Raw genomic sequence first — 26,857 nt, 5'->3', positions numbered from 1 at the left:
AGCGACTGGCGGGTCTCGATGCCGGCGTTGTTGACCAGCACGTCCAACCGCCCGTAGCTCTCGACCGCCGTCGCCGCCATGCGGTGCAGGTCCTCGGACCTGGAGACGTCGGCCTGCACTCCCACGGCGCGGCCACCGGCCACTCCTCCGGCGAGACGACCTCGACCTTCATCACCGGCTCGAGCAGCACGGAGCCGCCCTTCTGCAGGGCCTCGCGCAGCGCCGCCCGGGACGCGATCTCGAAGGCCAGCGCCGAGGAGTCGACGTCGTGATAGGCGCCGTCGATCAGCTCGACCTTGATGTCGACCACCGGGAAGCCGGCGAGGATGCCGGCGCCGAGGACCGAGTGCGACCATCGCTGCGTCGCTTGGTAAGGAATACTGATGAACCATCCCGACGTGGCGGAAGCGGCCCTCGCCTTCCTGCGCGACGGCCGCTTCCCGGATCGGTTGCGCGACATGCCGGGCGGAGCCGTCCGCCCGGCGCGATAGGGCCTCAGCCCGCCATCGCCGCCTTGAGGTTCTCGTCGACCTTGTCGAGGAAGCCGGTGGTGGAGAGCCACTTCTGCTCGGGCCCGACCAGGAGGGCGAGATCCTTGGTCATGTAGCCCGCTTCGACGGTGTCGACGCAGACGGTCTCGATCGTCGTCGCGAACTTGGCGAGCTCGGCGTTGCCGTCGAGCTTGGCCCGGTGGGCGAGGCCGCGGGTCCAGGCGAAGATCGAGGCGATCGAGTTGGTCGAGGTCTCCTTGCCCTTCTGGTGCTCGCGGTAGTGGCGCGTCACCGTGCCGTGCGCGGCCTCGGCCTCGACGGTCTGGCCGTCCGGCGTCATCAGCACCGAGGTCATCAGGCCGAGCGAGCCGAAGCCCTGCGCCGCCGTGTCGGACTGCACGTCGCCGTCGTAGTTCTTGCAGGCCCAGACGTAGCCGCCGGACCACTTCAGGCACGAGGCGACCATGTCGTCGATCAGCCGGTGCTCGTAGGTGATGCCGAGCGCCTGGAACTTGCCCTTGAACTCGGCGTCGAACACCTCCTGGAACAGGTCCTTGAAGCGGCCGTCATAGGCCTTGAGGATGGTGTTCTTGGTCGACAGGTAGACCGGGTACTTGCGGGCGAGGCCGTAGTTCAGCGAGGCGCGGGCGAAGTCGCGGATCGAGTCGTCGAGGTTGTACATCGACATCGCGACGCCGGCGGCCGGGAACTTGAACACCTCCTTCTCGATCACGGTGCCGTCGTCGCCCTCGAACTTGATCGTCAGGCGGCCCTTGCCCGGCACCTTGAAGTCGGTGGCGCGGTACTGGTCGCCGTAGGCGTGGCGGCCGATGACGAAGGGCTGGGTCCAGCCCGGCACGAGGCGGGGCACGTTCTTGCAGATGATCGGCTCGCGGAAGATGACGCCGCCGAGGATGTTGCGGATCGTGCCGTTGGGCGAGCGCCACATCTCCTTGAGCTTGAACTCCTCGACGCGCTGCTCGTCGGGGGTGATGGTGGCGCACTTCACGCCGACGCCGTGGCGCTTGATCGCCTCGGCCGCGTCGACCGTCACCTTGTCGTTCGTGGCATCGCGATGCTCGACGCCGAGGTCGTAATAGTCGAGGTCCAGGTCGAGATAGGGGTGGATCAGCTTGTTCTTGATCTCGGACCAGATGATCCGGGTCATCTCGTCGCCGTCGAGCTCGACGACGGGCTTCGCCACCTTGATCTTGTCCATGAGCCGCTGCCTTCCGTGGTAATCCGGGCGGGCCCCATGCAAATGCCGTGCGGCCGCGGGGCGGGTCATAGCGCGGGCGTTTCCCGGGCGAAAGCCGGGGGCGCGGACAGGCCGCCGGGGCTGTCATGCAAGCTCGGCCGTGCGGCGCTTAGGGGTGGACATCCGGCCGTCCGGCTGGGATCAGCGCGCATCCATCACGCGTGAGGAGCAACCATGAGCGAGCGCATCATCCTGCGGGCCGGCGAGGCGCTGGTCGCCGGCGGGCCGCCGAACACCGCATCCGAGCCGGAGGTGATCATCGGCGAGCTCGACGGGCCGGTCGGCACCGCGCTGGCCACGCTGACCGGCGACCAGGTCGTCGGCCATTCCCGCGTCTTCGCGCTGCTGAACACCGACATCATGGTGCGGCCGGTGACGCTGTGCGTCTCCAAGGTCAGCGTCACGGAATCGAAGTATACCTCGATCCTGATGGGCACGGTGCAGTTCGCCATCGCCAACGGCGTGCTCGACGCGGTCCGCGCCGGCTACATCCCCAAGGAGAAGGCCAACGACCTCGGCATCATCTGCTCGGTCTGGCTCAGCCCCGGCGTGATCCAGGCCGAGACCGTCGACCACAAGGCGCTGTTCGACATCCAGCGCCGCGGCATGACGGAGGCGATCCGCAAGGCGATGACCAACGAGCCCTCGATCGACTGGCTGCTGGAGAACCAGGACAAGATCGTGCACAAGTATTATCAGATGGGCCTCGACGGGAAGATCTGATCCTTGCGGCCGAGACCCTCCGGTCCGGCCGGCGGCCCTTCCGCACGGCGGACGTCCATGCGAGAGCGCCGCGCATGAGCGCCCCCGTCGTCATCCTCGTCGAACCGCAGCTGGCCGAGAACATCGGCATGACCGCCCGCGCCATGGCGAATTTCGGGCTGTCGGAGCTGCGGCTCGTCGCACCGCGCAACGGCTGGCCGAAGAAGGGCGCGCGTGAGGCCGCCTCCGGCGCGACGCACGTGCTCGACGCCGCCAAGGTCTTCGCGACGCTCCCAGACGCCGTCGCCGACCTCACCATGCTGCTCGCGACCACCGCCCGGGAGCGCGGGCAGATGAAGCGCGTGCTGCTGCCCGACGCCGCCATGACGGAGGCGGCCGAGCGCGGCGCGAACGCCGAGAAGGTCGGGGTGATGTTCGGCCGCGAGCGCGTCGGGCTCCTGAACGACGAGGTCTCGCTGGCCGATGCCATCGTCACCTTTCCCGTCGCCGAGGCATTCCCGTCGCTCAACCTCGCCCAGGCCGTGCTGCTGGTCGGCTACGAGTGGCGGCGCGCGGCGGGCCTCGCCCGACCGCGCTTCACCGGCGAGATCCGGGCGCCGCAGGCGACCCGCGAGGCGCTGCTCTCCCTGTTCGACATCCTCGAGGCGACGCTCGCGCGCGCCGGATTCTACCCGCCGCAGAAGCGCGAGATCATCGCCCGCAACATGCGCGACCGGCTCCACCGCATGAGCCTGACCGACCAGGACGTGCGCACCTTCCGCGGTGCGCTCAAGGCGCTCGAACGCGGGGCGCGGCGCCGACCGGACGACGCGTCCTAGAGGATTTTTTGGTGATCCCCGGATCACGAAAAACGCTCTATCTTGTCGAGAGATCGCATTGTCTTCACGCGAGCCGGGATCCACCTCGCTTGAAGATGCTCTAGCCGCGATCGGCCGGCTTGCGGGCCAAGGCGGCCGCGGCGCGGCTCGACTGGGCGGCGAGGCTGCGCAGCGAGGCGAGGTTGGCGGCGACCTCCGCGGGCGGCAGGTCGCGCCGCAGGATCGCCTCGGCCTCGTCGAACCGGCCCTTCAGGCCGAGCACCAGGGCGAGGTTGCCGCGCACCCGCGCGTCTGCGCCGGGCCGCGAGACCGCGACGCGCATCGTCTCCTCGGCGCGGTCGAGCTGGCGCGCCAGCGCGTAGGACAGACCGAGATTGGACAGGACGGAGGGCTCGTCGGGGCGGATCTTGAGGGCCGCTTCGTAGAAGCTCTGCGCGCGGGCGTGGTCGCCGAGCTGGTCGGAGACGGAGCCCTGCGCCGACAGGATGCGCCAGTCGGGCTGCGCCGGGGAATGGGCGTTCTGCAGCACGTCCTGCGCCTCCTGCAGCCGCCCGACCTCGACCAGGGACTTGCCGTAGGCGCCGAGCACCGCCGTGTTGCGCGGGTTCCGCAGGGCGGCCTGCTGCAGCACCGCGCTCGCCTGGGCACGCTGGTCGGTGGCCCGCAGCGCCTGCGCGTAGCGCATCGCGATGCCGAGATCGTTCGGGTTGGCCGCGTAGGATTCGGCGAGCGACTCGACCTGCCCGGCCGCGATGCGCGGGGCGTCGATCGAGCCGGTGGTCTCGGGCGAGCGCGACTGGCACCCAGCGGCCACGAGGGTGACCAGGCAGGCGGCGACCAGGCGGGGGGCCGAACCCCGGGCGAACGGGGCCGTATTCGGCCGGAGGGCCGCGATCATGGAATGCTCCGTCGAGGTCCGGCAGGAGGTTCTTCCCGTGCCGGACGGGACGGTGATAGAGCGTTAACCCTAACCCGGGGTTAAGCGCCCGGCCCGGCCAGGACCGCATGACAGACACCGCACCGTCCCTTCCGCCCCTGTTGCCGGCCGGAACCTCCGGCATCCCGATCTCCCTGGTCGCGAAGGACGGGTGGCCGAGGATCGAAGCCGGCCTCGACGCCGCGCAGCGGACCTATGCGGGGGCGATCGGCTTCGCGGCCAAGCCCGGGCAGGTGGCGTTGCTGCCCGCCGCCGACGGGACGCTCGCCCGCGTGCTGTTCGGCCTCGGCGAGACCGACGCGGCCGGCCACGATCGGCTTCTCGCCGGCAAGCTCCCCGGCCTGCTGCCGCCCGGCACCTACGCCTTCGCGGATGCCGAGGCGCCGGCCGAGGCGGCGCTCGCCTGGCTGCTCGGATCCTATCGCTTCTCGCGCTACCGCCCCGCCGGGCCGGAGCGCCCCCGCCTCGTCGCGCCGGAGGGAATCGACGCCGCCGACACCGATCGCATCGCCGCCGCGGTCGCGCTCGGGCGCGACCTCGTCAACACGCCGGCCAACGACCTCGGCCCGGCCGAGATCGAGGCGGCGGCGCGTGCGCTGGCCGAGCGGCACGGGGCGACGATCACGGTCATCGCCGGCGCCGAGCTCGAGCGCGATTTCCCGCTGGTCCATGCGGTCGGCGCCGCCTCGACCCGGCCGCCCCGGCTGATCGACCTCACCTGGGGGCCGGCCGACGCGCCGCGGGTGACGCTGGTCGGCAAGGGCGTCGCCTTCGACACCGGCGGCCTCGACATCAAGCCGTCGGCCGGCATGCTGCTGATGAAGAAGGATATGGGCGGCGCAGCCGCAGCCCTCGCCGCCGCCGACATGGCGATGGGCGCCGGCCTGCGCCTGCGGCTGCGCCTGCTCATCCCGGCTGTGGAGAACGCGATCTCCGGCGAGGCCTTCCGCCCCGGCGACGTGATCCGCAGCCGCGCCGGGCTCACCGTCGAGATCGGCAACACCGATGCCGAGGGCCGGCTGATCCTCGCCGACGCGCTGGCGCTCGCCGATGCCGACGCGCCCGAGCTGCTGATCGACTTCGCGACGCTCACCGGCGCCGCCCGCGTGGCGCTCGGCCCCGACCTGCCGGCGTTCTTCACCGAGGACGACGCGTTCGCCGCCGCGTTCGAGGCGGCGGGCCGCGCCGCGGCCGATCCGGTCTGGCGCCTGCCGCTGCACGCGCCCTATGCGAGCCTGCTCGCCTCGAAGGTGGCCGACCTCAACAATGTCGCCGGCGGCCCCTTCGCCGGGGCGATCACCGCCGCGCTGTTCCTGCGCCGCTTCGCCCCGAGCACCAAGCGCCACGTCCACCTCGACCTCTACGGCTGGAACCCCTCGGCCAAGCCCGGCCGGCCGGAGGGCGGTGAGGTGCAGACCGCGCGCCTGGTCTACGCGCTGCTCAAGGAGCGCTACCCGGCGGCGTGACACGCGGGATCTTCGTGGGGGAAGATGGCCCACGTCGTCGTCGGCTCGCCTGCCGGGCTCGTCGCGGGCCGGAGCCGGGCCGCTAGGCCGCGGCGGCCAGCGCCTCCGGGCCGGCGGCCTCGATGCGGTTCCGACCGAGGACTTTTGCCCGGTACAGCGCGCCGTCGGCGCTCGCGAGCCTCTCGGCGAGACCGCGGCCCTCCGGGGCCGCGAGCCCGCCGCTGACGGTGGCGTGGATCGCGAGGCCGTCCGCCCCCGCCGGCGCCGCAGCGAACCGGCGCGCGATCGCCGCGCCGCGGCTGAGCGCCGGCTGCCGGTCGTAGCCGGGCAGGAGCGCGGCGAACGCCTCGCCGCCGAGACGGACGAGGAGCGCATCGGACCCCGTCCCCTCGCGTACGGTCTCGGCGAACAGCGTCAAGTCTCGTCGCCGACCGGATGGCCGTAGCGGTCGACGGTCCGCTCGCGAAGCTGGACGACGCCCGCGATGCAGGCTTGCCGCATGCCCGACATCCTTACGCCGCGTGATCACGAGGCTGCACGCGCCTGCGCGCCGAGGTTTCCACCAGCGCGCGTGTCGGCGACGGTCGCCGCGACCGCGATGATCGAGCAATGGCGGCGCTCTCATCTTCCCGCGTCGACAGCCGCGACCCGGAGACGCTTGCGCGTCCACGTCTCATCCCGCCAGCGGCAGCCCCGTCTCGATCAGCCGTGCCCAGAGCGAGGCGCCGAGCGGGGCGGCGGCGTCGCAGAAATCGTAGTGCGGGTGGTGGAGCGCGGCGCTGTCGCCGTTGCCGAGGAACAGGTAGGCGCCAGGGCGCCGGCCGAGCATGTAGGAGAAGTCCTCGGCCGCCATCATCGGCGCGACGGCGCGGTCGACCCGCGCTTCGCCGACGAGGCCGGCGGCGACGTCGGCCATGAAGGCGGCTTCCGCCGGGTGGTTCTCGGTCACGGGGTAGCTCGATCCGAAGTCGACGCTGCCGACCGCGCCGAACCCGGCCGAGACCTGCTCGACGATCGCCACGATCCGCGCCTTCGTCGTTGTGCGCACCGCGGTCGAGAGCGCGCGCATGGTGCCGCGCATCGTCACCGTCTGCGGCAGCACGTTGAAGGCTTCGCCGGCTTCGAGCGCGCAGACCGAGACCACGGCCGATTGCAGCGGGTCGATGGTGCGCGACACGATCGATTGCAGGGCGATCACCACGTGGCTCGCTACCACGACGCTGTCGATCGCGTTGTGCGGCAGGGCGGCGTGGCCGCCGCGTCCCTCGATCGTCAGGGTGAAGCGGTCGGTCGAGGCCATGATCGGGCCGGGACGGATCGCGAAGGATCCGAGCGCGAGGCCGGGGATGTTGTGCATCCCGTAGACCGCATCGATGCCGAAGCGCTCCATCAGCCCGTCCTCGACCATCGCCTCGCCGCCGCCGCCGCCCTCCTCCGCCGGCTGGAAGATCAGCACCGCCGTCCCGTCGAAGTTGCGGGTGGCGGCGAGGTACTTCGCGGCGCCGAGCAGCATCGCGGTGTGCCCGTCGTGCCCGCAGGCGTGCATCTTGCCCGGCACGGTCGAGCGGTAGGCGAGGTCGCGCACCTCCTGGATCGGCAGGGCGTCCATGTCGGCGCGCAGGCCCAGGGTGCGGGCGGCGGCTTGGCCCGCGCCGTGTCCGGCCCCGTTTCCCCTGCCCCGGATCACGCCGACGACGCCGGTCCGGCCGATGCCGGTCTCGACCGCGTCGCAGCCGAAGGCCGCGAGCTTGTCGGCGACGAAGCCGGCGGTGCGCGTGACGTCGTAGAGCAACTCGGGATGGGCGTGCAGGTCGTGCCGCCAGGCGGTCATCTCGTCGGCGAAGCGCCGGATCTCCGGCAGGCCGCCCGTGGATCGGTCCTCGGCGGCCGCGCTGCGGACGTGGGCATCGCGGGCGATCGGAGGTTCGGCGGACGGGTGCGGCAACGGCATGGATCGAAAGGCCTTCGGCTCCGGTCGTCGCGGCCGGCAGGTCCCACCAGCAAACAGGGGGCCAACGCTCCGGTCAACGCGGGAGCGACGGCGTATCGCCTCAGCGGCGGCGCCCCGATCCGCCGTCGTTGTGGGCGAGCGTCTGCGCCGCGAGCGCCGCGTCGAGCTTCCGCATCGCCTCGAAGCGCGCGATGTCGGCCTCGACGTCGCGGATCGTCTCCTCGACGAGGTGATGCTGGATCGCGAGGCGGGGATCGTCGGGCGCCATGCCCTCGCGCTCGCGCAGGCGCAGCACCGCCTGCCGCACCACCCCGTAGACCGCCTCGCGCTCGGCCCGGTTCATGGTCGGCTTGATCGCCTGGGCGACGAGGTCGGAGAAGTCCGGCATGGGCGTGCGATCGGGTCCGCTCGAGGGGGGGGGCGGCCGGACCCGGATGCGGGCCGGCCCTATCGGGCGCTGCGCCCGCTCAGATCCGCTGGTCCCTGATCCCGCCGACGATCAGCGACACCGAGCTCCACAGCACGACGAAGCAGAAGAACAGCACCGCGAGCTGGCGCCAGCGCTTGGGATAGAGCGAATCCGTCGGGATCATCGGCGGCACGAAGGCCGTGAGGAAGATGTGCTGCTTGCCGGCGGAGACGCGCGCCCGGTCGAGCAGCGTGTTCGCCATCTCGTTGAGCTTCTCGGCGATGGTGCGCTCGACCATCAGGCCCTCGTATTCGAGCAGCGCGTTGGTCATGGTCGCGCCGCCGGCGGCGCCCCCGTCGGTGGTCAGCTGGTCCTGCAGCGTCTTCATCTGGCCGTCGATCGCCGCCACCGTCGCGGCGAGGACCTGGATCGAGCGGGACTTCTCGTCGAGGTTCGAGCCGCGCAGCACCTGGAGGTCGTTCTCCGCCTTCAGCTTCTCCTTGCGCAGGGTCATCATCGTCAGCAGGGTGCCCTCCGCCGACTTGATCGGATCGATGATGCCCCAGTGGTTGCGGTAGCGCTGGATGTCCAGCGTCGCCTTGCGCAGCCGCTCCTGCGCCGCCGCCGAATCGATCTCGGCCTGCTTGACCATGTCGGCCTGCGCGCGCCGCGAGATCTCGTTGATCAGCACCTCGGAGCGGGCGACGACGTCCTTGGCGATCGCCAGGGCGTCCTCCGGCGTAAAGGCGCGGACCGACAGCTGGATCACGCCCGAGATCGCGTCGATCCGCGCCTGGACGTGCTCCTGCCAGTACTTCGTCAGCTCCTCGATCGGCTGCGGCGTGCGATAGCGCGCCCAGAAGTCGGCTTCGTTGCGAGAGAACATCTGCGACACGCCGAGGCTCTTCTCGACGGCGTCGACCATCGCCTGGCTGTTGATGAAGTCCCGGACGATGTAGCTGTCCTGGCTGTTGTGCTTCTGAATCAGGCTGGTGTACTCGCCGAGCGACACGTTCTCCATCGGCTCGACGTTGCCGCGCACGGCGAACTGCGCCTCGGCGATGTACTGGTCCGAGGCGATCGCGAACAGGTAGAACCCGACGACCGCGGTCGGCAGCAGGACGAACAGGCTGAAGCGCTGGACCAGCCGGGCGACGTAGCTCTTCGGCTCCGCGTCGACCGGGCTGAGGCCCGGCAGGCGGGTCCAGGCGAGGCTCTCGCGGGTGCGCTGGACCAGCGAGCGCCGGGCCGGATCGCGGATCGGCTCGATCGTCTCGGCACCGCGCCGAAGCTCGGTCACAGACCGCTGCGCGACCTGCAGAAGGCCGCGGAGCCGATCGCCTTGCCTGACCTCGTCGACGCTCATCCGTTCCGGTTTCCTGCGCTCTGCTCGTTCGACCGCGCCGTGACGGAGACGGCCGCGCCGTGCGACCTCGCCGGCTCGCTGTCGAGACGAGGCCCGCTCGCGATCGGAGCGGTGCCGCAATCCCGTTCTTTTCGGCCCTTTTTAAGGCGTCGGCGGTGCGCGGCCGGCGGCGGCCGGCACGATCCGCCGCGGTTGCGCGCCGCCCGTCCCCGTCCTACCCGATGTGCGATGAAAACGGATTCCGCCAACGTCGCACCTGCCCGACCCGTCCGAACGGCGAAGGCGAAGTTCTCCGAGGTGGTGGCGGTCTGCACGAAGTGCGCCAAGCGCCAGGGCTTGCCCAAGCGAGCGATCCGCGACCGGGTGAAGGCCGGCCTGAAGCAGGCCCGGCCCGGGGCGAAGCTTCGGATCGTCGAGACCGGATGCCTCGGCCCCTGCCCGAAGCGCCTCGTCGCCGTCGCCACCGGGGCCAGCGTCGCGGGCGGGCGGATCCTGCTGATCGACCCGACGGCGCCCGCGGCCGAGATCGCCGCCCAGCTGCTGCCGTGCCGGAGACCGGCCGCGCCGTCGCACGATCCGGAGGCCGGAGACGATCGGGACGCGGCCGCGTGACGGCGCCGGGGGCCTCCCGCGCGGGCCGGCCCGGGGTCGCGCGGGCGATCCTGCGCCGCCTGCCGCTGGCCGGCACCGTGCTCGGCCTCGGCCTCGCCGTCTGGCTCGTCGCCACCAACGACCTCGGAGCCGTCGCCGACGCGTTCGGCCGGATCGGGTTCCTGGGCCTGGCCGCCGTGGTGATGATGCGGGCGGCCATCGTGACGATCTGCGCGGTCGCCTGGCAGCGCATCCTCGACGGCCTGTCGCCGGCCGGCCTTCCCGCCTTCGCCACCCTGCGCTTCGTGCGCGAGGGCATCAACGTGCTTCTGCCGGTCGCCTCCGTCGGGGGCGACGTGGTCGGCGGCCGGCTGTTGACCTTCTGGGGCGTCGCCGGGCCGCTCGCCGCCGCCTCGATCCTCGCCGACATGCTGTTCCAGGTCGGGACGCAGGCGCTGTTCGCGCTGCTCGGCGCCGGCCTGCTGATGCAGGTGGAGGGCGAGCCGGCCGCCGAGCTCGCGCGCTGGGTGCTGCGGGCGCTCGCGGTCGCCGGCCTCGTGCTCGCCGCCTTCTTCGCCTTCCAGCGCACGGGTGCGGCGCGCTTCGTCGAGCGCAAGCTCGGCGCGCTCTCGCGGCGCTTCGTGCGCGAGGCCGAGCCGGCCCGCGGCGAGGGCGACAGCGTGCAGGATGCGCTCGATGCGGTCTGGGGCCGCGGACGGCGCCTGCGGCTGCTGCAATCGGTCCTGCTGCACGCCCTCGCCTGGACGCTGGGCGCGGCCGAGATCGCCATCGTGCTCGCCTGCATCGGCGTCGAGGGCGTGACCGTGTCCGAGGTCCTGGTGATCGAGGCCCTGAGCCAGGCGATCAAGTCGGCGGCCTTCCCGATCCCGAGCGGGCTCGGCGTGCAGGAGGGCGGCTTCGTGATCGTCGGCGCGCTGTTCGGCATCGATCCCGGCACCGCCATCGCCCTGTCGCTCGCCAAGCGCGTCCCCGACGTGGTGCTCGGCCTGCCCTCCCTGATCGTGTGGCAGAACCTCGAATCGCGCCGCGGCACCGTGGGCTCGCCGACGCCATGAGCGCGCGTGGCCCGTCCGCAAGGCTCGATCCGTCCTCCAGGCTTGCACGGCCCGAGAACCCGCCCCAGGGTGCCGCCGCCATGAAGCCCGCCGACATCCATCCTCGTTTCCGGATCCCGCGTCGTCTCGGGCTCGCCGTCTTCGCGCTCGCGCTCGGCGCGGGTCCGGCCGCCGCGCAGAGCCTCACCGTGGATCTCGGGGCGGGCGGCGCCAGCGAGCGCGCGCTGCAGCTCGTCGCGCTCATCACCGTGCTGGCTTTGGCGCCCTCGGTCCTGGTGATGGCGACCGCGTTCACGCGGATCGTGGTGGTGCTGTCGATCCTGCGCTCGGCGCTCGGCACCCAGACCGCGCCGCCCACCACGGTGATCGTCAGCCTCGCGCTGTTCCTCACCGCCTTCGTGATGGCGCCGACCGGGCGCGAAGCCTACCGCGCCGGCATCGAGCCGCTGCTCGCCAACCAGATCACGCAGGGGCAGGCCTTCGAGCGGGCGTCGGCGCCGTTCAAGGCGTTCATGCTGAAGAACGTCCGCGAGAAGGACCTGAAGTTGTTCCTCGACATGGCCAAGGTGCCGGTGCCCTCCGGGCCCGAGGCGGTCGGCCTCGAGATCGTCACGCCGGCCTTCATGATCTCGGAGCTGCGCCGCGCCTTCGAGATCGGCTTCCTGCTGTTCATCCCGTTCCTGATCATCGACCTCGTGGTCGCGTCGGTGCTGATGGCGGTGGGCATGATGATGGTGCCGCCGGCGACCGTGGCGCTGCCGTTCAAGCTGATCTTCTTCGTGCTGGTCGACGGCTGGACGCTCGTCGCCGGGTCGCTGGTGCAGAGCTACGGGGGAAGCTGACGCGGGCTTCGTTCGCGGAAAGCTCACATTGACGAGCCGCCCGGCGCGGCCCATCCTGAGCCGATGTCGGTCGACACCATCCACCTCATGCGGCGGACCGATCCCGGCGCTCCGCTGCGGGATCTCGACGACGTGCGCGTGCTTGCCAGTGTCGTGACGATGGACGGCGACATGATCCCGGCCGGCGCCGCGGGAACCGTGGTCGCGGTCTGGGGGGCCGGCGAGGCCTACGAGGTCGAGTTCCCGGAACCACCCGGCGCGCTCGCCACCGTCGAGGCAGCGCAGCTCGTGCGAACGGGGCGCTCGGTTCCTTGATCGACGAAGGCTGGTGGCCGGTCCTCGAGATTCCGGACGGCAAGCTGGTCGATTACCTCCTCAACCCCGAACATCCGACAGGCGGCCCGAAGGCGCGCTTCTTCCTGTCTTTCGGGTTCGATCGGTCCCGGCCGCAAGAGCTCGGCCGAGCCTTGCTGGCACAGGCCGACGCACTCTACGGCACGGAAGCCCTTCGCTTGGTCCAGGTCGACGGTCGCGTGCGCCTCGTCGTCGAGGGGCCGATCGCTGCCCCGGATGGACGGCGCCCGCGCGTCCGCGTCGTCTGGCAGCAACAAGCGGCGATCGCTTGGCGCCTCATCACCGCGGTGCTGCTGACGCGCTGATGCCTTCGCCCATCGACCCGACGAAGCGAAGGCCGCGATCACGGCAACCGCTCCGATGACGAATGCATGCGGCGGACGCATCGCCATCCGGCGAGGCCGCACCGCCAGGTCCGACGATGCTCAGCCCGGCGGCGTCGCCTGCCCGTCGGCGCGCTTCTCGGGCTCGCCGCGGGCGGGGAGCGAGGCGTCCGGGTAGCGCTTGCGGTACTCGGCGAGGAAGGCCGCCAGGGTCTCGGCGTTCGTCGCCTTCTGGGCGATCTCGCGGAACCCCGGCTTCGTGGTCGCGTCGGCGCTGGTCAGCAGCGCGAAGGTGCGGGCATCGGCGCTGTCGGCCATCGCATCCGAGAACTTGGCCTTCAGCCGCTCGAGCCCGATCGGCTCGACCGCGAGGTCGTAGGCGATGCCCGCGCGGATCACGTCGGCGCGGGCCGCGTCGTCGAGCACCTTGCCGGAGCGCCACGCATCGCCGAGCAGGGCCTCGTGCGCCTCCCCGGCCTCGCGCCAGCGCCGCGCCGACCACAGGATGTCCGCCCGCAGCCGCGCCGCGTCCGGGCCGGCCTCGCCCTCGATCGTCTCGAGCGCGAGATCGGTCCGCGACAGGTCGGACAGGGCACGCGCGCGCAGCAGCGACCGGGCGCGGCGCAGGTCGCGGGGAAGCTCGGGCAGGTAGGTTCCCTCGATCGCCTCCAGCGCCATCAGCGGCTTGCCGTCCATGAGACGGATCGAGGCGAGCTGCGTCGCGACGCTCGATCGGCTCGGTCCGGTGAGGCGGTTGTCGATCTGGTACTGGAGCAGGTTGGCGGCGGGATCGAGCAGATCGAGGCCGACGAGCCGCTCGGCCAGCCGACGCACCACGGCGTCGCCCCGCCGCCCGATCGGCGCGAAGTCCTTGAAGTCGAAGTACAATGCCACCGCGTCGATCCCGCTGAGCGAATCGCCCCGCGGCGAGAGGTACAGCTCGTCGAACAGCGCCATCGCCTCGTCGTGCAGCGCGCGGGTCTCGGGTGCATCGGAGCCGATGGCATCGGCGGCCCGCACGGCGGTGAAGGCCTCGCGATAGCGCCCGGCCGCCATGTAGAGCCGGGCGAGCCCGGCGGTGATCGCGTTCTCGATCTCGCCGCCGTGCCAGGTGATCGCCAGCCGCTCGAGCCGGTCCATCGCCTCCTCGGGGGGGATCTTGCCGGTCTCGCGCGCGAGCAGCGTGCCGCGCAGTGCCGCCGCCGCCGCCGCCGGTCGCTCGCCCGATTCGGCGAGGCGATCGTAGGCGTCGAGCGCGGCCTTGGTCCGATCGGTCGCCTCGTCGACGCGGGCCCGGACCAGGGCGACGCGGTCCCGCTCCAACGGTGTCGGTTCGGCGGTCGCGAGCCGCGCGACCCGCTGCAATGCGGTGTCGAGGTCGCCGGTCTCGAGCGCGGATTCGGCCGCCAGCGTGCGGATCGTCGCCTGCAGGGCGAGCGGGTAGCGCTCGATCACCGGCAAGGTCCGCTGGAAGCCGGCCTCGGCGTCGTGCCAGCGTCCCGCCTGCCCGTCGGCGACGGCGCGCCACAGCACTGCCTCGGGATCGCGTTGCAGCGCCTCGGTCGCGAGCACCCGACGCGCCTCTGCATTTCGGCCGATCGCGGCGAGCGCCGCGGCGCGCAGGATCGCGGTGTCGCGGCCGCTCGCCACCAGGGGGTCGTCGGCCGAGGCCGCGTCGAGGGTGGTCAGGGCCTCGGGCGCGAGGCCGTTGGCGAGCTGGGTGCGCGCGAGGGTGAGCCGCAGCGGGCCGCGCGTTCCGGCGGACGCCGCGATCGAGGCGCCGAACTGTGCCCGGATCGTCTCGCGCACGTCGCCGAGGCGCGCCTGCTCCCAGGGCTCGCGCTGGATCGCGAGGTTCGAGGCCTCGGCGAGCGGCGCTTCGGGGGGCCGCGCCACGGACGAGACCGCGAGGCCGCCCTCGCGCCCGATGACCACGCCGTCGAGGTCGGGACGCACGGTGAGGTCGTCGGCCTGAGCCAGCACGGCGAGGCCGAAGCGGCTCGGCAGCAGCTCGAAATCGACGAAGCGCTGGCGCTTCGCGATGCCGGCGGGCTTCCAGCCGCGCGCGGTGACGACGGCGATGCGCTCGCCGTCGAGATCGAGCCATGCCGCGCTGGCGGGTTGCGGCAGGCCGACCGCGACGCGCCCGTGCCCGGCGGCGTCGGGCAGGCGCGTCGGCGCGAGGGTGTCGCTCGGGCCGAGGTCGTCCCCCGCGGTCAGCTCCCAGGCGCCGGCGGCGGACCCGGCACGCACCGGCACGAGATCGAGCAAGGTCCCGGCCGGGACGGCGAAGCGCAACGCCGTCAGCGCACCCGTCCGCACCGGCTCGCCGAGGGCGCGCAGGCCGCCCGACCCGCCGGTCGGGAGGGCGACCGGCTCGCCGGTCTCGAAGACCAGGGTCGCGACCCCGCCGCGCTCGAACAATGCGACCGCCGGGCGCTTGGCGAACGGGAAGACGAGGCCGGACCCGGCTTGCCGCTCGGGCGGCTCGGGCGCCGGTGGCCGGTTCGGCGCCGCGGTGCCCGGTGGTCCGGCGGCCGCCGGAACATCGGCCGTGGCGGAGGCTTTGGCATCCCCGGTCCTGGGCGCGACCCGGCTCGGCGGCTCTCCCTTGCTCGCGGGTTCGGGCTTGGTCGCAGGTTCGGCCTTGCTCGCGGCTTCGGCCTTGGCAGCCTGCTCCGCCCTGGCAGCCGCCTCGGCCTTGGCGGCGGCGTCCTTCTTGGCGACGATGTCGAACACCACGGTGTCGTCGTCGCGGTCGGTCGAGACCGTGAAAGCATCGCCCGCCGCCACCACGAGCCCGGCCGAGGCATCGTCGGCCGACGCGGTCAGGCGGGCCATGTCCTGGCGCAGCCGGCCACGGGTCTCGGACAGGTCGAAGCTGTAGGCCCCCAGTATGCGCAGCCGCGTTGCGCCACCTTCCGGGCCGACGGTCGCCTCGGCGCCCTCGGGCAGCCGCACCGTCAGGCGGGTGAGCGTCGGCAGCTTCGTGACCTCGACGCCGAGCGGCCGGCGCACGGGTGCGGGGTTGCGCGATTTCAGGATCGCTTCCGCGGCACGCGCACGCCGGGCCAGGTCGGCGACGATCTCCGGCGGCAGCGGCGGCGGCAGGCTCGTCCAGCTCTCGGGCAGGAGGTCGACGAAGACTTTCTCGCCGGCGTCCTGCACGTTGACGCGCACGGTCCGCTGCAGGGCGAGCCGCAGGCCGCTGCCGTCGGGATCGCGCCGGACGGCGGTGAGGTAATCAGGCAGCTGCGAGACCAGCCGCTCCGGCCCGGCCTCGGTCCGCTCGCCGTAGCCGAGCACCAGCACGCCGTTCGAGAGCCGCGCCTTGATCGAGACCGCGCTGTCGAAGGTGAAGGCGATTCGCGCATAACCCTGCGCATCGGTGCCGGCGACGGCGAGGAGCTTCGCCGCCTGGACCGGCAGCCCGAGGCCGATCAGGACGGCGAGCGCGAGGCCCGCGCTGCGGGGCGTGCGGCGGACCCCTGGTCCCGTCTCAAGCCTCGCGCCCATCGATACGCCGCACCCGGGGCGGCGGGCGCCCCGGACGAGGGACGCAACGCTCCGACGCCGCTGAGGGCCGACACTGCTGGATCGCGGCTAACGTGCGCTTAATCGTGGTCGCCACCGACGTCCCAACGGCATTCCCGATGGCAGGCCGCGCGACGCTCAGCGCTTGACGATCAGGTTCGGGACGATTCGGCTCGACGGGCCGAACGTCTCGATCGCGCGTTGGCAATTGGCCGGAACGTCCTTGCGATAGGTCTCGACATACGAGCGCGAGATCGCCGCCAGCTCGCCCTGCTCCAGGTCCTGCGGATCAATTCCGAGGCGCTCGACGGCCGATTTCAGAAGCGCGGGATCGCCCTGGATGTCCGGGCAGGAGGTGTTGGCGAAGCCGACCAGCCCGGCGAGCCGCGCGGCCATGACCCGCTTCTTGTCCATCGGCGGTGCGTCGGGCATCGAGTCCGGCGGCGCACCGGGCGGGCTCGACTCTTGCGACGCGAGCGGGCTGGCGAGGCAGGCGAGCAGGGCCGCCAGGATCATCGGGTCGCGCATGCTCGGCCTCTCCTCGTCGTCTCGCTCGCCGGTGTCGTGGCGCGGCGGGTTGATGTCCCGCGCGTCGCCTTGGTCGCCGCGCGTCAGTTGCTAAGGGCGATCGCCCGGTCCCAGACCGGTGCGAACCCGCCGAGCGGCACGGCGATCGGCTGCAAATCGTTGGTCCCGGACTTCACCCCGATCACCTGAAGGGTCTTGGCCGTCCGCATCGCGTCGGTGGCGAGCGTCGGGAAGCTGATCGGCACTAGGCAGCCTTCGGATCCGCACGAGATGTAGGGCGCGCCCTTGCCGAGCACCACGTCGTCGAGCTTGAAGGTGATGCCCGGGTCGATCGCCAGGCCGAACGGCATCAGGATCAGCCCCTCGGACCGCCCGTCCTTGGGCGCCTGCAATTCGAAGGCGAACAGGCGCTTGCCGGTCTTGTTGTCCCCCTGCGACTGCATCAGCATGCACGACGTCGCCGGCTCGGCACGGCTGCAGCTCAGCGTCCAGTCGCCGTAATTCTCGGTGATGGAGAGTGCGCCGGCTGGCCAGACCGCCGCGGTCTTGGCAGGCGCGGCCTGCGCGGCAGGGGCGGCGGCCGGCGTCGCCTTCGGGGCCGGCTTCGGCGCGGGCGGGCGCGGCTTCGGCTTGACCTTCGGCGCGGCCTCGGGCGGAGCCTCCGACGCCTCTTCCTGTGCGGCGCACGGGACTGTGCCGATCGACAGCGCGATCAGGACGGCGGCGAGGATCGCGGGACGGCGGGATGCGCGGATCGGCGACATGCGAAGAACGGCCCCCTCGGCCGATGTGGCGTTGAGGAAGCCGCCTAGCGGTCAAGCCGAGGCTGCGCAATCCGGTGCCGGTGGATACGACCGGCGCGGCAACAGGATCAAGCGTGCGGCAGCGTCTCGGCGGCGCGGGCGCAACGCCGCTCGAAGGCGCTGCGGCCCTCGCGCCGGAGGACGCGCACGACCGTGAAGGCGAGGGTCAGGAAACCGGGATCGCGGTCCTGCGGCTCGTCGGCGGGTACCGGAACGCGGGCGGTGAGGACGGACAGCATGGCGGACTCCGTTCGATCGATGATCCGGCACGGATCGTGGTCGATTTCGCAGTGCAGCATGAGAGCGTTGTGCGATGCACGCAACATGAGGTTTGGTGGGGCTCGCATGCAGTCATCGCATGCCGCGGCAACACTTCGTCAACGACTCTGCTCGCCGCGCGGGCGTTGCGCGGTTGACCCTCACGGCACGAGGCGGCACTAGGGCCGGACATACCCTGCGCCGCGATCGATCGCCGACCGGGATCGGCGCCCGGGCCGGGGGGCCGTCGCGGACGTCCGTTCGCGGACGAGCCCGGCCTGTCGCCCCATCGTCACATCGGCCGCCTAACCCGAGCCGCCCCTGCGCGCCGCGCACATCCGAAGGACCGCCCGAGCCATGACCGACACGCCGAACCAAGGGCCGACCAGGGGGCCGATCCACGGCCGCATCAGCGGACCCATCGTGATGATCGGGTTCGGATCGATCGGTCGCGGCACGCTTCCTCTCATCGAGCGCCATTTCGAATACGACCGTGCCCGCTTCACCGTGATCGATCCGGATGATTCGCACCGGTCTCTCGCCGACAAGCACGGCCTGCGCTTCGAGACGGTCGCGCTGACCCGCGAGAATTATCGCGACGTGCTCACGCCCCTTCTCACCGAGGGCGGCGGCCAGGGCTTCTGCGTCAACCTCTCGGTCGACACCTCGTCGCGCGCGATCCTGGAGCTGTGCCGCGAGCTCGGCGCCCTCTACATCGACACCGTCGCCGAGCCGTGGCCGGGCTTCTACTTCGACAAGGAGAAGAGCCAGGGCGACCGCACCAACTACGCGCTGCGGCAGGACATCCTGGACGCGCGCACCGCCAGCCCCGGCGGCACCACCGCGGTCTCGTGCTGCGGCGCCAATCCCGGCATGGTCTCGTGGTTCGTCAAGCAGGCGGTGCTGAACATCGCGAAGGACACCGGCGTGACCACGCCCGAGCCGAAGTCCCGCGCCGAATGGGCCGCGCTGATGCGCGAGGTCGGCGTCAAGGGCGTCCACATCGCCGAGCGCGACACCCAGCGCGCCAAGCATCCGAAGCCGCAGGGCGTGTTCGTCAACACCTGGTCGGTCGAGGGCTTCGTCTCGGAGGGCAACCAGCCGGCCGAGCTCGGCTGGGGCACGCACGAGACCTGGATGCCCGAGAACGCCCGCGAGCAGGAGAAGGGCTCGCGCTGCGCGATCTACCTGCTCCAGCCCGGCGCCGACACCCGCGTGCGCTCGTGGACCCCGACTGCGCAGTCGCAGTTCGGCTTCCTCGTGACCCACAACGAGGCGATCTCGATCTCGGACTACTACACGGTTCTCGAGGGCGCGCGCGCGGCCTACCGCCCGACCTGCCACTACGCCTACCACCCGGCCAACGACGCCGTGCTGTCGCTCCACGAGATGTTCGGCAATGCCGGCAAGGTGCAAGAGAAGCACCACATCCTCGACGAGAACGAGATCGAGGACGGCATCGACGAGCTCGGCGTGCTGCTCTACGGCCACAAGAAGAACGCCTACTGGTACGGCTCGCAGCTCTCGATCGAGGAGACGCGCCGGATCGCGCCCTACCAGAACGCCACCGGCCTTCAGGTGACCTCGGCGGTGCTCGCCGGCATGGTCTGGGCGCTGGAGAACCCCGAGGCCGGCATCGTCGAGGCCGACGAGATGGACTTCCGCCGCTGCCTCGAAGTCCAGACCCCGTATCTCGGCCCCGTCGTCGGCGTCTACACCGACTGGACGCCGCTCGCCGGCCGCCCGGGCCTGTTCCCGGAGGACATCGACGCCAGCGATCCCTGGCAGTTCCGCAACGTGCTCGTGCACGGCTGAACCAGAGCGTCCGCGCCGTTGCGGACCGGCCCCGGACTGCTACCATCGCGGCCTCACCGGAGGAGGCCGCGATGGCCGTTGCCCGACGACGCGACGCGCGCATGGGCGTCGCCGAATACCAGGATTGGGTCGCGTCCAAGCCGGACGACCAGCGCTGGGAGCTGCTCGACGGCGTACCGACGCTGATGTCGCCGACGAGCGGGCGTCACCAGCGCATCGTCGCGAACCTGGTCCGGCGCCTCGACGAACTCGCCGAGCGCAGGGGCTGCAGCGCCCTCCCCGGCCTCGCCGTGCTCAGCGCGGAGATGGACGACTTCGCGCCGATCCCCGACATCGTGGTCCAGTGCGGCCCGCTGCCCCGCGACGGCTACACCCGCGACCCGCTGCTCGTCGCCGAGGTGCTGTCCCCCTCGACGATGAGCATGGATCGCGGCCGCAAGACCGATTTCTTCCGCACGGTCGCGGCGCTGCAAGTCTTCCTGATCGTCTATCAGGACGATGCCCGGGTCGAGGTCTGGCGGCGCGACGCCGGATGGGCGATGCGGATGCTGGGACGGGGCGACGTGATCGACCTGCCCGAGTTCGGCGGCACGCTCGCTGTAGCCGACATCTACGCCCGGGTGGAATTCTGAACGCCCGCGGCTGACGCCGGTCGCGGGCGGACTCATCTATGGTACGCTCGCCCAGGCAGTTCGGAGAGGCCCGCATGGCAGTCGCGGCGAAGCGGGACGACCGCATGAGCGTCCCGGACTACCGGGTGTGGGTCGCCGGCCGCCCGGACGACGAGCGCTGGGAACTGCTCGACGGCGAGCCGGTGCTGATGTCGCCACCGACCGAGCGGCACCAGACCATCGTCTCCAACCTCATCCGTCGCCTCGGCGACCTCGCCGATGTGCGGGGCTGCCGCGTCGTCCCCGGCATCGCGGTCGTCAGCCGGGACATGGACGACTTCGCGCCGATCCCCGACGTGGTGGTGCGTTGCGGCCCGATGCTGCCGGACGGCTACGCGTCCGATCCCGTCCGCGTCGCGGAGGTGCTGTCCCCCTCGACGATGAGCGCCGACCGCGGCCGCAAGACCGACTTCTACCGTGCCGTCGAGAGCCTGCAGGTCTTCCTGATCGTGTATCAGGACGAGCCGCGGGTGGAGGTCTGGCGCCGGCAGGAGGGCGACGCCCGGCGCAAGCAGGCGCTCGGCCTCGACGGCGCGATCGAGCTTCCCGAATTCGGCAGCGCCTTGCCCGTCGCAACCGTCTTCGCCGGTCTGTCGTTCTAGCCAACACCCACCAGGTCGCAGCCCTTGCCCCATTTCGAAGACTTCTACGCCGACAAGCTGCGCGGCGGCCTCGGCGTCACCGATGCGGAATCGGTGATGGACCTGCGCGGCGCCAACCGGGCGACCGCGGAGGCGTCGCTGAACGAGATGCTGGAGCGGAGCCGCTTCGCCAAGGGCAAGACCGTGGCGATCCGCCTCGATCCGCCGCCTAAGGGCGGCGGCGAGACCCTGTTCCAACCGGCGGGCCGCCTGCTGCTCGACGCCAAGCGCCGCGGCCTCGTCGACCGGTTGCAGACGCTCCCGGCCGGGGACGGGCTCGGGTTTTACGTGGCGCTGGCCGGGAAGCCGCAGCGCGAGCCGGCGTGACTGGCTCGGCCCAAGGTCCGTCCACCGTGTTCGCCGGGCGCAACACCATCGAGCGGCTGGCGCGCTTCGGGTTCTGCGCCCGCGGCGCGGTCTACTGCGTCGTCGGCGTGCTGGCGGTGTTCGCGGCGGTCGGGGCCGGCGGCAAGGCCGGCGACAGCGAGAACGCGCTCCGCTTCGTGCTGCTCGGACCCCTCGGCCCCTGGATCGTCGGCCTGATCGCCCTCGGGCTCTGGGGCTTCGCCGCCTGGCGCCTCGTCGAGGCGGTGACCGACGCCGACCGGCGCGGCACCTCGCCCAAGGGGCTCGTGGTGCGGGGCGCCCACCTCGTCAGCGCCGGCATCTATGCCGGCCTCGGGCTCACGGCGGCGAGCCTCGCCCTGGGGCTCGGCCTGCAGTCGGACGGCGATGGCCTGCAGGACTGGACGGCGTGGCTGCTGGCCAAACCCTTCGGCCGCTTCGCCGTGGCGCTGATCGGCCTCGGCGTCGCCGGCGGCGGCGTCGGCTTCCTGGTCAAGGCCGTCCGCGGCGACGTGACCGAGCGCCTCGCCCTGGACGCGGCGCGGCAGGCCTGGGCGGAGCCGGTCGGCCGGTTCGGCTACGCAACCCGCGGCATCGCATTCCTGATCATCGGCGGCTTCGTCGTCGTCGCGGCCTGGTATCAGGTCTCGTCGGAGGTGAAGGGCCTGTCCGGGGCGTTCCAGGCCCTGCGCGCCCAGCCCTACGGCCGGATCCTGCTCGCGATCGTCGCGGCCGGCCACGTGGCGTTCGGGGCCTTCGGCCTGATCCAGGCCCGCTATCGCCGGATCGACGCGCCCGACATCGACCAAGCCGACGACGCGGTGGCGCGGGCCGTCCGCCCGACCGGCTGACCGATCGCGTTGACACCGCCCGAGGCGGAGCCGATACCGCCGCGGAACATCATGCAGCAGCGCACCTACAAGACCGCGGTGATGGTGGTCCACGATCTCGTGGCGACCGCGCTGGCCGTGGTCCTCACCTTCGTGTTCCGCTTCACCGGCGACGCCCTCGCCGAACGCGTGCACGCGCTTCCCGTCCTGCTGCCGCCGTTCCTCGTCGTCGCCGGCCTCGTCTACGGACGGTTCAGGCTCTACCGCACCAAGTGGCGCTTCGCCTCCCTGCCCGATCTCGCCGGCATCGTCCGCGCCGCGAGCGTGCTCGCCTTCGGGCTGCTAGTGCTCGACTACGTCCTGGTCTCGTCGGACCTGTACGGGTTCTACTTCTTCGGCAAGATCGCCATCGTCCTGTACTGGGTGCTGCAGATCTTCCTGCTCGGCGGCACGCGCCTCGCCTTCCGCTACCTGAAATACGCCCGCTCCAAGCAGTCGAGCGCACGCTCGGCCACGGTGCCGACACTGCTGCTCGGCCGCGGTGCCGACATCGAGACGCTGCTGCGCGCGATCGAATCCGGCTCGGTGCGCAAGCTCGCGCCGAAGGGCATCCTCTCGCCGCGCGCCGACGAGGCCGGGCAGACGATGCGCGAGGTCGCCGTGCTCGGCGGCTTCGCCGACCTGGAGCGGGTCGTCGGCGACCTCGCCGCCCGCGGCCAGCCGGTGCGCCGGCTCGTCGCGACCCCGAGCGCGCTGGCGCCCGAGGCCGAGCCCGACGATCTGATCGCCCGCGCCCGGCGGCTCGGCGTGCCGCTCGCCCGGGTGGTCAGCCTCGGCGACGGCATGCGCGACGCCGAGCTCGCGCCGCTCGAGATCGAGGACCTGCTGCTGCGCCCCACCGTCGCGATCGACAGGCCGCGGCTGGAGCGGTTCCTCGCCGGCAAGCGCGTGCTCGTGACCGGCGGCGGCGGCTCGATCGGCTCCGAGATCTGCGCCCGGGCGCTCGCCTTCGGCGCCTCGGCGCTGATGGTGGTGGAAAGCTCCGAGCCGGCCTTGCACGGCATCCTGAGCCAGCCGGCGCTGCTCAACGCGCAGGCCGAGGTCGGCGGGACGCTCGCCGACATCCGCGACCGCGAGCGCCTGCACGCGGTCTTCGCCGAATTCCGGCCCGACTACGTGTTCCATGCCGCCGCGCTGAAGCAGGTGCCCTATCTCGAGCGCGACTGGAGCGAGGGCATCAAGACCAACGTGTTCGGCTCGATCAACGTCGCCGACGCGTCGGTGGCGGCCGGCGCCCGCGCGCTGGTGATGATCTCGACCGACAAGGCGATCGAGCCGGTGTCGCAGCTCGGCGTCACCAAGCGCTTCGCCGAGATGGTGGCGCAGGCGCGCGACGCCGAGCAGGCCGCGATCCCCGGCCACCCGACACGGCTGATCGCCGTGCGCTTCGGCAACGTGCTCGGCTCGGTCGGCTCGGTGGTGCCGGTGTTCAAGGCGCAGATCGCCCGCGGCGGCCCCGTCACCGTGACGCACCCCGACATGGTTCGCTACTTCATGACCGTGCGCGAGGCGGCCGACCTCGTCCTCACCGCGGCCTCGCATGCCGACCGCGAGGCGCGCAGCCTCGCGCCGGGCGCGGCCGACCAGCGCGCCGCGGTCTACGTCCTCAAGATGGGCCAGCCGGTGAAGATCGCCGAAATGGCCGAGCGCATGATCCGGCTCGCCGGCTTCGAGCCCGGCGCGGAGATCGAGCTGGTGTTCTCTGGCGCACGGCCGGGCGAGCGCCTGAACGAGATCCTGTTCGCGCGCGAGGAGCCCCGCGTCAGCCTCGACGGGATCGACGGCGTGATGGCGGCCAAGCCGGTCTTCGCCGACCGCGCCCGGCTCGATGCCTGGACGGCGGCCTTGCGCGAGGCGGTGGAGGCCGGCGACCGGGCCGCCGCGGAGGCGGTGTTCGAGGCGGCGATCCCGCATTTCCGCGAGCGCTTCGACAAGCCGGTCGCGGCGGCGCCGGCGAGCCCGGATGCGCCGGCCCTCGGAACCGCCGACGCCGGCCTCTGTTGATTCGCGAGCTTTCCCGGTCGGGAACCATTCGACGCCCCGCCGATTGAGGCGACGACCGAACCGAGCGCAGTTTCCGTACAGGGAGTGTGCCGAAGGAAGGACGAATTCATGCGGACGAAGACGTTTCTCGCAGCCCTCACGATGGTCGCCGGTCTCGGCGTGGCCGGGCTCGGCGTCGCTGCGCCGGCCTCGGCGCAGGGCATCCAGATCGGACCGGGCGGCGTTCGCGTCGATCCCGGCTATCGCGACCGCGGGCCCCGCGACGACATCGACCTGAGCCGCGGCGAGGCGATCCGGATCGCCCGTCGCGAGGGCCTCGCCGACGTCGACAACGTCGACCGCCGCGGGCCGCGCATCATCGTTCGCGGATCGGATCGTCGCGGCGACGACATCACGGTGGTGGTCGACAGCCGCTCGGGCGACGTGATCGACGTTCGCCGCTGACGCCATCGCCTCGGTGTCGTAGGATCGAGCCCCGGCCTCGCGGCCGGGGTTTTCTTTCGACCGAGGCCTGCCTTCGATGATGCCGTCCCGCGCCGCCGCATCGCTTCGCCGAAGCTCCATCGTCGCCGCTGCGGCGTTCGCGATCGTCCTGCCCGGGGCCTTATCCGCAAGCGCCGAAAGTTGCCGCGCCGCCGTCGGGGCGCGTCAGGCCGAGCGGCTGGTCGAGCGCTGCATCTCGGTCTCCCCGGCGACCCATCCGCCCTGCAACGCGGACAATGCCTGCGCCCTGATCGAATCCGAGATCGCCCGGGGCTGCCGGATGATCGACGACGGCACCGCGCCGTCGTTCTGTCAGAACGACTGATCCGCCGATCAGGCCGACAGGGGCGCGAGCCGAGCGAGGCCGTCCCGCGTCGTGCCGGCCGGCGCCCAGCCGAGGGCCGCCAAACCGTCGCTGCGCGCGACCAGATTCTCGGCCAACCGCGAGAAGGTCGCCTCTCGCCCAGTCAGGCGGCAGGCCAGCCCGATCGCCGCCGAGGGTATCGGAACCAGGCCGGGCCGTCGGCCGAGCCCGGCGCGCAGGGCCGTCAGCATCTCCGGGAGCGTCGGCGCGTCGGGGTCGGCGACGACCAGCGGCCGGTTCAGCGCGGCGTCGGTCCGCAGCACCGTATCGATCGCCGCCGACACGCTCTCGACCGAGACCAGCGACCGGCGGCCGGCCAGCGATCCGAGCGGAAGCGGATACGGCGAGCGGGCGAGCCGCACCAGCGCGGCCATGTTGCCCTTCACGCCGGCGCCGTAGACCAGGACGGGCCGCAGGGCGACCCAATCGATGCCGATGGCGTCGAGCGCCCGCTCGGCCTCGAGCTTGGAGCGGCCGTAGGCGTCGGTGGGAGCCGGATCGTCGGCCTCCGTCACGGTCCCGGCGGCGGTCGGGCCGGTCTGCGCACGGATCGATGACAGGAACACGAAGCGGCGCACCCGCGCCCGCGCGGCGGCTTCGGCCAGGCGCCGCGTCGCCTCGGTGTTGAGCGTGCGGTAATCGTCCTCCGGGGCGCCCGACATCGCGTGCGCGAGGCCGGCCGAATGCACCACCGCATCGACGCCGGCGAGCGCCGCCGCCATGTTCATCGGCCGGGTCAGGTCGCCGACGATGGCGCTCGAGGCACCCTCCGGCATCGCGTCCACCGGCCGCCGCAGCAGCAGGCGGACGCGGTAGCCGCGCGCCGTCAGATCTCTCAGGACGTGCCGGCCGATGAAGCCGGTCGCCCCGGTGAGCGCGATCAATTGGCTCAAGACGTCGTCACTCCGTGCTTGGCCGGCGCCCGCGCGAATCGGGCCAGCACCGATCCGACCAGACCGCATCCGACCGCCAGGGCACCGAGGGTGATGGCCGGCGAGGGCCAAAACAAGGTCGCTCCGGCGAGCGCGGCCAGGCATGCGTTGAGCGCGAGCACGCGTCCGACGACGCCGGTCACCGCGATGCCGTTCGTGGTGGCCCGCTGGTAGAAGTGGCTGCGATGCGCCTGCCACACCGGCTCGCGCCGGGCGGCGCGCCGGATCAGCGTGAGGGTGGCGTCGGCGAGGTAGTAGAGCGGCAGCAGGATCGCCGCGGCGAGGCCGCCCGCGAGGGCGAGCCGGTACAGCAGCCAGGCCAGGATCAGCCCGAGCGGCAGCGAGCCGACATCGCCGAGGAAGAGCTTCGCCACCGGCCGGTTGAACGGCGCGAAGCCGAGCATCGCCCCGAGCAGGGCCGCGGCGACGAGGATCGCGGCCGGCGGCAAGGCGCCGGACCCGCCGAGCAGGATCAGCGCGCCGGTAACGGGCACCGTCTCGGCGACCGTCATCCAGTCGAGCCCGTCCATGAAGTTGACGAGGTTCACGAACCAGATCCCGGCGAGCACCGCCAGCGCCCGTTCCACCGCGAGCGGCAGGGCCGGCACCAGCCGGCCGTCGACGCTCGCCACCAGGGCGGCGACGACGAGGGCCTGCAGCACGAGGCGAAGCGACGCCGGCAGCGGGCGGATGTCGTCGACGGCGCCGACCAGGGCGAGCACCACGGCGCCGAGCCCGAGCACCAGCACGTCGCGGCCCGCATCCGGCGCGGCGAGCAGCAGCCCCGTCACCGCGAGGGTCGCCGCGACGACGGCGATCCCGCCGCCCTGCGGCGTCGGCTCGGTGTGGCTCGAGCGCGCGTTGGGGCGGGCCAGCGCGTAGCGGACCAGCAGCGGCCGGAGCCGGACGATCAGGCCGGCGCTGAGGGCCGCGGCGAGGGGAACCGCGATGAGGGGGGCGAGCATGGTGCCGCTCTACGCTCCC

29 protein-coding genes and 1 pseudogene are annotated in these 26,857 nt (G+C 72.1%); 16 read left to right on the top strand and 14 right to left on the bottom strand.

Going from position 1 to position 26,857, the window contains the following annotated elements:
- The 3 genes and pseudogenes from MKK55_RS29085 to MKK55_RS19595 form a co-directional block, all read right to left on the bottom strand.
- Positions 1 to 125 (bottom strand): SDR family NAD(P)-dependent oxidoreductase (locus tag MKK55_RS29085; RefSeq protein WP_313898975.1); only part of this gene is annotated, 125 nt, incomplete at its 3' end.
- A gap of 14 nt (positions 126 to 139) precedes the next feature.
- Positions 140 to 349, bottom strand: a pseudogene (gene fusA, locus MKK55_RS19600) (elongation factor G); the annotation flags it as partial.
- Positions 350 to 495: 146 nt separating this feature from the next.
- Positions 496 to 1,710, bottom strand: a complete 1,215-nt coding sequence (locus MKK55_RS19595) for an NADP-dependent isocitrate dehydrogenase (protein WP_243937243.1) — start codon at positions 1,708 to 1,710, stop codon at positions 496 to 498.
- Positions 1,711 to 1,923: 213 nt separating this feature from the next.
- Here MKK55_RS19595 and MKK55_RS19590 point away from each other — a divergent pair, with 213 nt between their 5' ends.
- Positions 1,924 to 2,472, top strand: coding sequence for a formaldehyde-activating enzyme (locus MKK55_RS19590; RefSeq protein WP_147725869.1), 549 nt, complete (start codon positions 1,924 to 1,926; stop codon positions 2,470 to 2,472).
- A 74-nt stretch (positions 2,473 to 2,546) separates the two neighbouring features.
- Complete coding sequence (locus tag MKK55_RS19585; RefSeq protein WP_243937242.1) at positions 2,547 to 3,290, top strand: RNA methyltransferase; 744 nt, start codon at positions 2,547 to 2,549, stop codon at positions 3,288 to 3,290.
- Between the two features lie 100 nt (positions 3,291 to 3,390).
- On the opposite strand, the gene MKK55_RS19580 is transcribed toward MKK55_RS19585, so the two are convergent.
- Complete coding sequence (locus MKK55_RS19580; protein ID WP_147842528.1) at positions 3,391 to 4,188, bottom strand: tetratricopeptide repeat protein; 798 nt, start codon at positions 4,186 to 4,188, stop codon at positions 3,391 to 3,393.
- A 107-nt stretch (positions 4,189 to 4,295) separates the two neighbouring features.
- On the opposite strand from MKK55_RS19580, the gene MKK55_RS19575 reads away from it, so the two are divergent.
- On the top strand, positions 4,296 to 5,693 hold the full coding sequence (locus MKK55_RS19575; RefSeq protein WP_243937241.1) for a leucyl aminopeptidase family protein: 1,398 nt from the start codon (positions 4,296 to 4,298) through the stop codon (positions 5,691 to 5,693).
- 82 nt (positions 5,694 to 5,775) lie between these two features.
- Here MKK55_RS19575 and MKK55_RS19570 read toward each other — a convergent pair whose 3' ends face one another.
- The 4 genes from MKK55_RS19570 to MKK55_RS19555 all read right to left on the bottom strand — a co-directional run bounded on the left by MKK55_RS19570 (position 5,776) and on the right by MKK55_RS19555 (position 9,419).
- Entirely contained in the window at positions 5,776 to 6,111 is a 336-nt protein-coding gene (locus tag MKK55_RS19570; RefSeq protein ID WP_243935619.1) for a GGDEF domain-containing protein, read from the bottom strand.
- A 255-nt stretch (positions 6,112 to 6,366) separates the two neighbouring features.
- Positions 6,367 to 7,554 (bottom strand): M20 aminoacylase family protein, encoded by a 1,188-nt coding sequence (locus MKK55_RS19565; protein ID WP_243935670.1) that lies wholly within the window; start codon positions 7,552 to 7,554, stop codon positions 6,367 to 6,369.
- Between the two features lie 190 nt (positions 7,555 to 7,744).
- On the bottom strand, positions 7,745 to 8,032 hold the full coding sequence (locus MKK55_RS19560) for a hypothetical protein (RefSeq protein ID WP_147728782.1): 288 nt from the start codon (positions 8,030 to 8,032) through the stop codon (positions 7,745 to 7,747).
- 79 nt (positions 8,033 to 8,111) lie between these two features.
- Positions 8,112 to 9,419: a capsule biosynthesis protein gene (locus tag MKK55_RS19555; protein ID WP_243935620.1), complete on the bottom strand. Its 1,308-nt coding sequence runs from the start codon at positions 9,417 to 9,419 to the stop codon at positions 8,112 to 8,114.
- 228 nt (positions 9,420 to 9,647) lie between these two features.
- On the opposite strand from MKK55_RS19555, the gene MKK55_RS19550 reads away from it, so the two are divergent.
- The 5 genes from MKK55_RS19550 to MKK55_RS19530 all read left to right on the top strand — a co-directional run bounded on the left by MKK55_RS19550 (position 9,648) and on the right by MKK55_RS19530 (position 12,587).
- Entirely contained in the window at positions 9,648 to 10,031 is a 384-nt protein-coding gene (locus tag MKK55_RS19550) for a hypothetical protein (RefSeq protein ID WP_243937240.1), read from the top strand.
- Positions 10,028 to 11,086, top strand: a complete 1,059-nt coding sequence (locus MKK55_RS19545; RefSeq protein WP_243937239.1) for a lysylphosphatidylglycerol synthase domain-containing protein — start codon at positions 10,028 to 10,030, stop codon at positions 11,084 to 11,086. Before MKK55_RS19550 ends, MKK55_RS19545 begins: the two co-directional genes overlap by 4 nt.
- Before the next feature lie 80 nt (positions 11,087 to 11,166).
- A complete protein-coding gene (fliP, locus tag MKK55_RS19540; protein WP_279596288.1) occupies positions 11,167 to 11,928 on the top strand; it encodes a flagellar type III secretion system pore protein FliP in 762 nt (253 codons plus the stop codon).
- A 63-nt stretch (positions 11,929 to 11,991) separates the two neighbouring features.
- A complete protein-coding gene (locus MKK55_RS19535) occupies positions 11,992 to 12,243 on the top strand; it encodes a DUF4926 domain-containing protein (protein WP_147728581.1) in 252 nt (83 codons plus the stop codon).
- Positions 12,240 to 12,587, top strand: a complete 348-nt coding sequence (locus tag MKK55_RS19530) for a DUF6883 domain-containing protein (RefSeq protein ID WP_243937238.1) — start codon at positions 12,240 to 12,242, stop codon at positions 12,585 to 12,587. The genes MKK55_RS19535 and MKK55_RS19530 overlap by 4 nt, the downstream gene beginning before the upstream one ends.
- Before the next feature lie 120 nt (positions 12,588 to 12,707).
- On the opposite strand, the gene MKK55_RS19525 is transcribed toward MKK55_RS19530, so the two are convergent.
- The 4 genes from MKK55_RS19525 to MKK55_RS19510 form a co-directional block, all read right to left on the bottom strand.
- On the bottom strand, positions 12,708 to 16,121 hold the full coding sequence (locus tag MKK55_RS19525) for a tetratricopeptide repeat protein (protein WP_243937237.1): 3,414 nt from the start codon (positions 16,119 to 16,121) through the stop codon (positions 12,708 to 12,710).
- Positions 16,122 to 16,277: 156 nt separating this feature from the next.
- Positions 16,278 to 16,667, bottom strand: coding sequence for a hypothetical protein (locus tag MKK55_RS19520; RefSeq protein WP_243937235.1), 390 nt, complete (start codon positions 16,665 to 16,667; stop codon positions 16,278 to 16,280).
- An 83-nt stretch (positions 16,668 to 16,750) separates the two neighbouring features.
- Positions 16,751 to 17,431 carry an invasion associated locus B family protein gene (locus tag MKK55_RS19515; RefSeq protein ID WP_243937233.1) on the bottom strand — a complete coding sequence of 227 codons (681 nt, stop codon included), beginning with the start codon at positions 17,429 to 17,431 and terminating at the stop codon, positions 16,751 to 16,753.
- 107 nt (positions 17,432 to 17,538) lie between these two features.
- Entirely contained in the window at positions 17,539 to 17,709 is a 171-nt protein-coding gene (locus MKK55_RS19510) for a hypothetical protein (RefSeq protein ID WP_187274656.1), read from the bottom strand.
- 376 nt (positions 17,710 to 18,085) lie between these two features.
- Between MKK55_RS19510 and MKK55_RS19505 the strand changes: the two genes are divergently transcribed.
- The 8 genes from MKK55_RS19505 to MKK55_RS19470 all read left to right on the top strand — a co-directional run bounded on the left by MKK55_RS19505 (position 18,086) and on the right by MKK55_RS19470 (position 24,902).
- Positions 18,086 to 19,543, top strand: a complete 1,458-nt coding sequence (locus MKK55_RS19505) for a homospermidine synthase (RefSeq protein ID WP_243937231.1) — start codon at positions 18,086 to 18,088, stop codon at positions 19,541 to 19,543.
- Between the two features lie 71 nt (positions 19,544 to 19,614).
- Positions 19,615 to 20,175: a Uma2 family endonuclease gene (locus tag MKK55_RS19500; protein ID WP_243937229.1), complete on the top strand. Its 561-nt coding sequence runs from the start codon at positions 19,615 to 19,617 to the stop codon at positions 20,173 to 20,175.
- 74 nt (positions 20,176 to 20,249) lie between these two features.
- A complete protein-coding gene (locus tag MKK55_RS19495) occupies positions 20,250 to 20,816 on the top strand; it encodes a Uma2 family endonuclease (protein WP_243937228.1) in 567 nt (188 codons plus the stop codon).
- Between the two features lie 24 nt (positions 20,817 to 20,840).
- Positions 20,841 to 21,182 (top strand): hypothetical protein, encoded by a 342-nt coding sequence (locus MKK55_RS19490; protein WP_243937227.1) that lies wholly within the window; start codon positions 20,841 to 20,843, stop codon positions 21,180 to 21,182.
- Complete coding sequence (locus MKK55_RS19485) at positions 21,179 to 22,051, top strand: DUF1206 domain-containing protein (protein WP_243937226.1); 873 nt, start codon at positions 21,179 to 21,181, stop codon at positions 22,049 to 22,051. The genes MKK55_RS19490 and MKK55_RS19485 overlap by 4 nt, the downstream gene beginning before the upstream one ends.
- Positions 22,052 to 22,102: 51 nt before the next feature.
- On the top strand, positions 22,103 to 24,094 hold the full coding sequence (locus MKK55_RS19480; protein ID WP_243937225.1) for an SDR family NAD(P)-dependent oxidoreductase: 1,992 nt from the start codon (positions 22,103 to 22,105) through the stop codon (positions 24,092 to 24,094).
- Between the two features lie 108 nt (positions 24,095 to 24,202).
- Positions 24,203 to 24,538, top strand: a complete 336-nt coding sequence (locus tag MKK55_RS19475) for a PepSY domain-containing protein (protein WP_243937224.1) — start codon at positions 24,203 to 24,205, stop codon at positions 24,536 to 24,538.
- Positions 24,539 to 24,614: 76 nt separating this feature from the next.
- The gene (locus tag MKK55_RS19470) at positions 24,615 to 24,902 is read left to right on the top strand and encodes a hypothetical protein (protein WP_243937222.1); all 288 of its coding nucleotides are present in this window, start codon (positions 24,615 to 24,617) and stop codon (positions 24,900 to 24,902) included.
- 8 nt (positions 24,903 to 24,910) lie between these two features.
- Here the strand turns inward: MKK55_RS19470 and MKK55_RS19465 are convergent, their stop codons facing one another.
- Both MKK55_RS19465 and MKK55_RS19460 read right to left on the bottom strand, forming a co-directional pair.
- On the bottom strand, positions 24,911 to 25,834 hold the full coding sequence (locus MKK55_RS19465; protein WP_243937221.1) for an NAD-dependent epimerase/dehydratase family protein: 924 nt from the start codon (positions 25,832 to 25,834) through the stop codon (positions 24,911 to 24,913).
- Positions 25,831 to 26,838, bottom strand: a complete 1,008-nt coding sequence (locus MKK55_RS19460; RefSeq protein WP_243937220.1) for an MraY family glycosyltransferase — start codon at positions 26,836 to 26,838, stop codon at positions 25,831 to 25,833. The genes MKK55_RS19465 and MKK55_RS19460 overlap by 4 nt, the downstream gene beginning before the upstream one ends.
- Positions 26,839 to 26,857 lie beyond the last annotated feature (19 nt).

The sequence above is a fragment of the Methylobacterium sp. J-059 genome, assembly GCF_022829485.1.
GTDB lineage: Bacteria > Pseudomonadota > Alphaproteobacteria > Rhizobiales > Beijerinckiaceae > Methylobacterium.
The sequence above is the reverse complement of the archived record's forward strand: the minus strand, read 5'-3'. Positions and strand labels throughout refer to the sequence as shown.

Bases quoted from the DNA above. Each gene is read 5' to 3' on its own strand.
- MKK55_RS19560 (WP_147728782.1), bottom strand. From the start codon at position 8,032: ATGCCGGACTTCTCCGACCTCGTCGCCCAGGCGATCAAGCCGACCATG.
- MKK55_RS19475 (WP_243937224.1), top strand. From the start codon at position 24,203: ATGCGGACGAAGACGTTTCTCGCAGCCCTCACGATGGTCGCCGGTCTC.
- MKK55_RS19585 (WP_243937242.1), top strand. From the start codon at position 2,547: ATGAGCGCCCCCGTCGTCATCCTCGTCGAACCGCAGCTGGCCGAGAAC.
- MKK55_RS19495 (WP_243937228.1), top strand. From the start codon at position 20,250: ATGGCAGTCGCGGCGAAGCGGGACGACCGCATGAGCGTCCCGGACTAC.
- MKK55_RS19595 (WP_243937243.1), bottom strand. From the start codon at position 1,710: ATGGACAAGATCAAGGTGGCGAAGCCCGTCGTCGAGCTCGACGGCGAC.
- MKK55_RS19580 (WP_147842528.1), bottom strand. From the start codon at position 4,188: ATGATCGCGGCCCTCCGGCCGAATACGGCCCCGTTCGCCCGGGGTTCG.
- MKK55_RS19575 (WP_243937241.1), top strand. From the start codon at position 4,296: ATGACAGACACCGCACCGTCCCTTCCGCCCCTGTTGCCGGCCGGAACC.
- MKK55_RS19480 (WP_243937225.1), top strand. From the start codon at position 22,103: ATGCAGCAGCGCACCTACAAGACCGCGGTGATGGTGGTCCACGATCTC.
- MKK55_RS19590 (WP_147725869.1), top strand. From the start codon at position 1,924: ATGAGCGAGCGCATCATCCTGCGGGCCGGCGAGGCGCTGGTCGCCGGC.
- MKK55_RS19510 (WP_187274656.1), bottom strand. From the start codon at position 17,709: ATGCTGTCCGTCCTCACCGCCCGCGTTCCGGTACCCGCCGACGAGCCG.
- MKK55_RS19505 (WP_243937231.1), top strand. From the start codon at position 18,086: ATGACCGACACGCCGAACCAAGGGCCGACCAGGGGGCCGATCCACGGC.
- MKK55_RS19460 (WP_243937220.1), bottom strand. From the start codon at position 26,838: ATGCTCGCCCCCCTCATCGCGGTTCCCCTCGCCGCGGCCCTCAGCGCC.
- MKK55_RS19525 (WP_243937237.1), bottom strand. From the start codon at position 16,121: ATGGGCGCGAGGCTTGAGACGGGACCAGGGGTCCGCCGCACGCCCCGC.
- MKK55_RS19500 (WP_243937229.1), top strand. From the start codon at position 19,615: ATGGCCGTTGCCCGACGACGCGACGCGCGCATGGGCGTCGCCGAATAC.
- MKK55_RS19555 (WP_243935620.1), bottom strand. From the start codon at position 9,419: ATGAGCGTCGACGAGGTCAGGCAAGGCGATCGGCTCCGCGGCCTTCTG.
- MKK55_RS19470 (WP_243937222.1), top strand. From the start codon at position 24,615: ATGATGCCGTCCCGCGCCGCCGCATCGCTTCGCCGAAGCTCCATCGTC.
- fliP (WP_279596288.1), top strand. From the start codon at position 11,167: ATGAAGCCCGCCGACATCCATCCTCGTTTCCGGATCCCGCGTCGTCTC.
- MKK55_RS19515 (WP_243937233.1), bottom strand. From the start codon at position 17,431: ATGTCGCCGATCCGCGCATCCCGCCGTCCCGCGATCCTCGCCGCCGTC.
- MKK55_RS19550 (WP_243937240.1), top strand. From the start codon at position 9,648: ATGAAAACGGATTCCGCCAACGTCGCACCTGCCCGACCCGTCCGAACG.
- MKK55_RS19520 (WP_243937235.1), bottom strand. From the start codon at position 16,667: ATGCGCGACCCGATGATCCTGGCGGCCCTGCTCGCCTGCCTCGCCAGC.
- MKK55_RS19535 (WP_147728581.1), top strand. From the start codon at position 11,992: ATGTCGGTCGACACCATCCACCTCATGCGGCGGACCGATCCCGGCGCT.